5 protein-coding genes and 1 pseudogene are annotated in these 5,919 nt (G+C 72.7%); 2 read left to right on the top strand and 4 right to left on the bottom strand.

Going from position 1 to position 5,919, the window contains the following annotated elements:
* From CCN56_RS31335 to CCN56_RS31320, 4 genes and pseudogenes are all read right to left on the bottom strand, one after another.
* Positions 1 to 328: pseudogene (locus CCN56_RS31335) on the bottom strand (MFS transporter); the annotation flags it as partial.
* Positions 329 to 479: 151 nt separating this feature from the next.
* Positions 480 to 929 carry a RidA family protein gene (locus tag CCN56_RS31330; protein WP_086831293.1) on the bottom strand — a complete coding sequence of 150 codons (450 nt, stop codon included), beginning with the start codon at positions 927 to 929 and terminating at the stop codon, positions 480 to 482.
* Positions 930 to 1,009: 80 nt separating this feature from the next.
* Positions 1,010 to 2,638, bottom strand: a complete 1,629-nt coding sequence (locus CCN56_RS31325; RefSeq protein ID WP_086831292.1) for an alpha/beta hydrolase — start codon at positions 2,636 to 2,638, stop codon at positions 1,010 to 1,012.
* Between the two features lie 120 nt (positions 2,639 to 2,758).
* Positions 2,759 to 3,790, bottom strand: a complete 1,032-nt coding sequence (locus CCN56_RS31320) for an Rv2578c family radical SAM protein (RefSeq protein WP_086831291.1) — start codon at positions 3,788 to 3,790, stop codon at positions 2,759 to 2,761.
* 147 nt (positions 3,791 to 3,937) lie between these two features.
* Here CCN56_RS31320 and CCN56_RS31315 point away from each other — a divergent pair, with 147 nt between their 5' ends.
* On the top strand, positions 3,938 to 4,381 hold the full coding sequence (locus CCN56_RS31315) for an SRPBCC family protein (RefSeq protein WP_041132028.1): 444 nt from the start codon (positions 3,938 to 3,940) through the stop codon (positions 4,379 to 4,381).
* 200 nt (positions 4,382 to 4,581) lie between these two features.
* Positions 4,582 to 5,919, top strand: a 1,338-nt coding sequence (locus CCN56_RS31310) for an MDR family MFS transporter (RefSeq protein ID WP_373412923.1), incomplete at its 3' end; no start/stop codon positions are given.

The following is a 5,919-nucleotide window of genomic DNA, read 5'->3' as shown; positions in this document are numbered from 1 at the left end:
TGGTGCCGCTGGCCACCGCGAGCGCGGTGAGCAGCAGCGCGTACGCGGTGGCCAGCGGCACCAGGGCGCGGCGCGGCCCGAACCGGTCGACGAGGGCGGCGCGCGCGGGCGACAGCAGGACACCGGTGAGACCGAACGCGGCCATGGCCGTACCGGCCACGGCGTACGAGCCGGTGCTCGCCTTGACGGAGAGGATCAGGGAGAGCGGGGCGGTGCCGTAGGACAGCCGCCCCAGGAGGGCCGCCCCGAAGGTGCGGCGGGCGGACGGGGTCCGCAGCACCGCGGCGTACGTGGGTGCGGGGGAGTGGACGGGGGAGGTCACGGACATGACGGAGTTCCTCGAAGAGGGCACCGGGCGACGGCCTGCGGTGCCGGGGCGTGCGGGGACGGCGGGACACCGCGCCCGGCTGGGCACGGTCGTCGGATCGCCGACTCCTACGCACGGAAGAGGAACATGCGCGTCAACGTAGCAGACGGAGTCACACCCCGGTCTCGTCCGCCCCCGTCTCGTCCGGGGCCGCCGCGGGCCGCTCCGGTATCAGGGCGAACGCCTCGATCTCCACGAGGAGTTCCGGGCGGACGAGGGCCGACACCTGCACCGCCGAGCTCGCCGGCAGGGGCGCGCCCGCGAAGTGGGCGTCCCGGGCGTCGCGTATCGCCGGGAGGTGGGCCACGTCCGTGACGAAGTACGTCAGCTTCACCACGTCCCCGAAGCCCGCGCCGGCCGCCGCGAGGCAGCGCTCCAGGTTCGCGAAGACCTGGTGGGCCTGGGCCGCCGCGTCGCCCTCGCCGACCACCGCCCCGGAGGCGTCGAAGGCGCACTGCCCGGATATCGCGACGAACCGGCCCGTGCCCCAGACGACATGGCTGTACTGGGGGCTGGGTGCGAGGCCGTCGGGGGCGGGCACATGGGTGAGGTGACTCGTCATGCCCCCATCCTCGCGCACGCCACTGACAGTGCCCGCGACCCCTTTCCGGAGCGCGGGCACCGTGAGGAACCGTCAGGAGCTCAGCGGACGTGGCCCAGGAGGCCGTGGAGCGCGACGCCCGCCGGCTCCGGGCGCACCGCGCCGGCCCGCTTGCCGGTCTTCTTCGGGGTCGTCGGCGCGGCCGGGGTCACGGGCTCCGGCTCCGGCTCGGGGAGCGCGGCGCAGACCGCGTCCACCTCGGCGTCGCCCTCGCCGCGCGGGACCTTGCCCGTGGCGAGGTAGGCGGCGAGGTGCTCGTCCAGGCAGTCGTTCCCGCCGAGGGTCACCCCGTGGTTCCCGCCGCCCTCCTCGATGACGAGGCTGGAGCCGCGCATCAGGCGGTGCAGGGCGACCCCGCCCTCGTAAGGCGTCGCCGCGTCGTCCGTGGCCTGGAGGATGAGGACCGGCGGCACCTGGTCGTTGGTGACGTTCGGCGGGGTCAGGGAGTCCACCGGCCAGAAGGCGCAGGGAGCGTTGTACCAGGCGTTGTTCCAGGTCGAGAACGGCGCCTTCGCGTGCGTGTCCCAGCTGTCCTTGCGCCACACGTTCCAGTCGCGGGGCCAGCCCGCGTCCCGGCACTGCACGCTCGTGTAGACCGAGTACCCGTTGTCGGCGGCCGCGTCGGCCTCCCCGTACCGCTCGTACGCCTCCTTCAGCGGCGCCGGGTCCGCGTCGTTGACGTACGCGGCGAAGGCGCTCGCGAGGCGGGGCCAGTAGCCGTTGTAGTACCCGCCCGGCAGGAAGGTGTCCTCCAGTTCGGCGGGGCCGACCTTCCCGCCGGCCGGCTCGGCGCGCAGCGCGTCGCGCATCCGGTACCAGGCGGCCTCGACCGCCGCCGGGTCGGTGCCCAGCCTGTAGACGGCGTTCTGCCGGGCCACCCAGGCCATGAAGGCCTTGTGGCGGGTGTCGAAGGCGTAGTCCTGCGCGATGTTGTCCTCGTACCAGACGCCGTGCGGGTTCACGACGGAGTCGAGCGCCATCCGCCGCACCCGGTCCGGGTACAGGCGCGCGTACACGGCGCCCAGGTAGGTGCCGTACGAGTAGCCGAGATAGTTGATCTTCGGCGCGCCGACCGCGCTGCGGATCGCGTCCAGGTCCCGGGCGGTGCTCACGGTGTCGATGTACGGCAGCAGGTCCGCGTACTTCTTGCCGCAGGCCTCGGCGAAGGACTGCGCCCGCTCGACGGCCGCCCGCTCGGCCGCGGCACTGCTCGGCACCGAGTCCGCCCGCACCGGTGCGAAGTGGCCGGGCTCGCAGTCGAGCGCGGGCTCGCTCTTGCCGACCCCGCGCGGGTCGAAGCCGATCACGTCGTACTCGGCGGCCACCTTCGGGGGCAGCGAGGCCGCCACGTACCCGGCCATGCCGCGCCCGCTGCCGCCGGGCCCGCCCGGGTTCACGAGCAGCGGGCCCTGGGAGGTCCGCGCGGTGTGCGGGACCCGGGTGAGGGCGAGCGTGATCTTCCGCCCGGCCGGGTCGTCGTGGTTGAGCGGCACCTTCAGGGTGGCGCACTGGAGCCGGGGGTACGCCTGAGTGGCGCAGTCGGTCCAGGTGAGCGGGGAGAGCGGTCGGGGGGTCGGTTCACCGGCGTCCGCGGGGCCGGCGGGCAGGACGGTGACCGTCCCGGCGACCAGCGCTCCAGCGGCGATCAGCATTCCTGCGCGTGGGGTCATAGGGCGTTTGTGTCCCGAACCGGCGCCGAGGGGACCTGTTTCGCCGAGAGTTGACCCGAACGGAGGGTGATCCGACGGCGTGTCAGGTGACCGGTCCGATGATCCGAGGAATCAGGGGGATCAGAGCAGGGTGAGCTGCTCGGGACCGTCCGGTACGGGGATCCGGTCCGGTACGGGGATCCGGCGCAGCGCGCCCCGGTGGGCGGGCCCGATGCCGAACTCGGCTGCCAAATCGTGCACCTGACGGGTGATCCGGCGCTGGTACCAGGTCGGCGCGTAGGCCCCGTCCGCGTACATCCGCTCGTACCGCCGCACCAGGCCCGGGTGGTGCTCGCGCAGCCAGGCCATGAACCACTCGCGGGCGCCCGGCCGCAGGTGCAGCACGAGCGGGGTGACCGAGCTCGCGCCGGCCTCGGCGATCGCGCGGACCGTCGCGCGCAGCTGCTCGGGCCGGTCGCCGAGGAAGGGCACCACGGGCGCCATCAGGACCCCGCAGTCGATGCCGCGCTCGCCCAGGGCGCGGACGACGTCGAGGCGGCGCTGCGGCGAGGGGGTGCCGGGCTCGACCGTCCGCCAGAGCTCCCGGTCGGTGAAGCCGACGGAGACGGAGATGCCGACCTCGGTGACCCGGGCGGCCTGGGCGAGGAGCTCCAGGTCGCGCAGGATCAGCGTGCCCTTGGTGAGGATCGAGAACGGGTTGGCCCGGTCCCGCAGGGCCGTGAGGATGCCCGGCATCAGCCGGTAGCGGCCCTCGGCGCGCTGGTAGCAGTCGACGTTGGTGCCCATGGCGATGTGCGCGCCCTGCCAGCGGGCGGAGGCGAGCTGCCGGGCGAGCAGCTCCGGGGCGTTGACCTTGACGACGATCTGGGAGTCGAAGCCGAGGCCGGTGTCGAGGTCGAGATAGCCGTGGCTCTTGCGGGCGAAACAGTACACACACGCGTGCGTGCAACCCCGGTACGGGTTGACCGTCCACTCGAACGGCATCCGGGAGGCGCCCGGCACCCGGTTCAGGATCGAGCGGGCCCGGACCTCGTGGAAGGTGACGCCCCGGAACTCGGGGGCGTCGAAGGTGCGGGTGGTGACCGCGTCCGTGCCGAACAGGGCGATGTCCGCGGGGGCGGCGGGGGTGTCGCCCAGATTGTCCCAGCGCATGGACGCCTCCTCGGTGGCTCGGGCTCGGCCGTTCGCTCAGAATAGAACACCTGTTCCCTTGATCGTGGCAACCCGGATTTCGCCCCCCGGAGCCCACGTGGTTCGCTTGGCCCACACCCCCGAGGAACCACAAGCTGGAGGAAGTCAATGGCGCAGGTCGAGGCCACCACGGAACGGATCATCGCCGCGGACGCGGAGACGGTGTTCGACGCGCTGGCCGACTACAGCGGCACGCGCGCGAAGCTGCTCCCCGAGCACTTCAGCGAGTACGAGGTGCGCGAGGGCGGCGACGGCGAGGGCACCCTCGTCCACTGGAAGCTCCAGGCCACCAGCAAGCGCGTCCGCGACTGCCTCCTGGAGGTCACCGAGCCCACCGACGGGCAGCTCGTCGAGAAGGACCGCAACTCCTCCATGGTCACCACCTGGACCGTGACCCCCGCCGGCGAGGGCAAGTCCCGAGCCGTCGTCAGCACCGTCTGGAACGGCGCCGGAGGCATCGGCGGCTTCTTCGAGAGGACCTTCGCGCCCAAGGGACTCGGCCGCATCTACGACGCCGTCCTCGCCAAGCTGGCGGACGAGGTCGAGAAGTAACGCCCGGAGCGTTCACCGATTCGAGTGGATCGCCCGCACCCCCCGTACCCGCGCCCCCGCGCACCGGGGGGCGCGGGCCCTCTCGTAAAGGCGCTGATGAGCGACCCAAGTGCGCCGTGGTGCAGGGACGTTCACCTCCCGGGACGCCACCGCCCTCCCGCGCCGCCCGACTTGCTCCCCCTTCGTGCGCAATGCGAAGAATGGCGCGGCGCAGACGCCGCGACGAGGGGAGCAGGCACGTGGGTGCGATCACGATCGTGAAAGAAGCCGAGGAGGGCGCGGAGCCGCTCGCCCCGGACGGACCGCCCACCCCGGACGGGTCACGCGCCGACCTCGCGCCACCACCCGGGCCGGGGCCCGCCGACCTCGACCCCCGCCGCGTCCGGCTCGTCTTCTGCGGCCTCATGCTCGCGCTGCTCCTCGCCGCGCTCGAGCAGATGATCGTCGCCACCGCCCTGCCGAAGATCGTCGGCGAACTCCACGGCCTGGACCGGATGTCCTGGGCGATCACCGCCTACCTGCTGACCTCCACCATCGGCCTGCCCGTCTACGGAAAGCTCGGCGACCTCCTCGGCCGCAAGGGCGTCTTCCTCTTCGCGATCGTCGTCTTCGTCGTCGGCTCGGGACTCGCCGGCTGGTCCCACACGATGAACCAGCTCATCGCCTTCCGCGCCGTCCAGGGCGTCGGCGCCGGCGGCCTCATGATCGGCGTCCAGGCGATCATCGCCGACATCGTCCCCGCCCGGGAACGCGGCCGCTACATGGGCCTCATCGGCGCCGCCTTCGGCCTCGCCTCCGTCGCCGGACCGCTGCTCGGCGGCTTCTTCACCGACCACGTCTCCTGGCGCTGGTGCTTCTACTTCAACGTGCCCTTCGGGCTCGTCACCCTTGCCGTCGTCGCCGCCGTCCTCAAGCTGCCGAAACCCGCGGCACGCGCGCGCTTCGACGTCCTCGGCGCGCTGCTCCTCGCCGCCGCCTCCACCTGCCTGGTCCTGCTGACGAGCTGGGGCGGCACCGAGTACGCCTGGGACTCCCGGGTCATCCTCGCCCTGGCCGGCGGAGCCGCCGGAACGACCCTGCTCTTCCTGGTCGTCGAGCGCTTCGCCCCCGAACCGCTCATCCCGCTGCGGCTGTTCCGCGACTCCGTCTTCACCGTCACCGCCCTCGTCGGCGCCGTCGTCGGCATCGCGCTCTTCGGCGCCGCCAGCTACCTCCCCAGCTTCCTGCAGATGGTCGAGGGCGCCAGCGCCACCGAGTCCGGCCTCCTGATGCTGCCCCTCATGGGCGGCATCGTCATCGCCTCCGTCGTCTCCGGCCAGCTCATCAGCCGCACCGGCCACTACAAGATCTACCCGGTGATCGGCGGGGCCGTCTCCGTCCTCGGCATGTGGCTGCTCTCCCGCATGGACACCGACACCCCGCGCCTCCAGCACAGCCTCTGGCAGGCCGTCCTCGGCACCGGCATCGGCCTGGTCATGCCGGTCCTCGTGCTCGCCGTGCAGAACTCCGTACGCCCCGCCGACCTCGGCACCGCCACC

Origin of the sequence: Streptomyces sp. NRRL B-24572 (genome assembly GCF_002156145.1) — a bacterium.
Lineage (GTDB): Bacteria > Actinomycetota > Actinomycetes > Streptomycetales > Streptomycetaceae > Streptomyces > Streptomyces vietnamensis.
The sequence above is the reverse complement of the archived record's forward strand: the minus strand, read 5'-3'. Positions and strand labels throughout refer to the sequence as shown.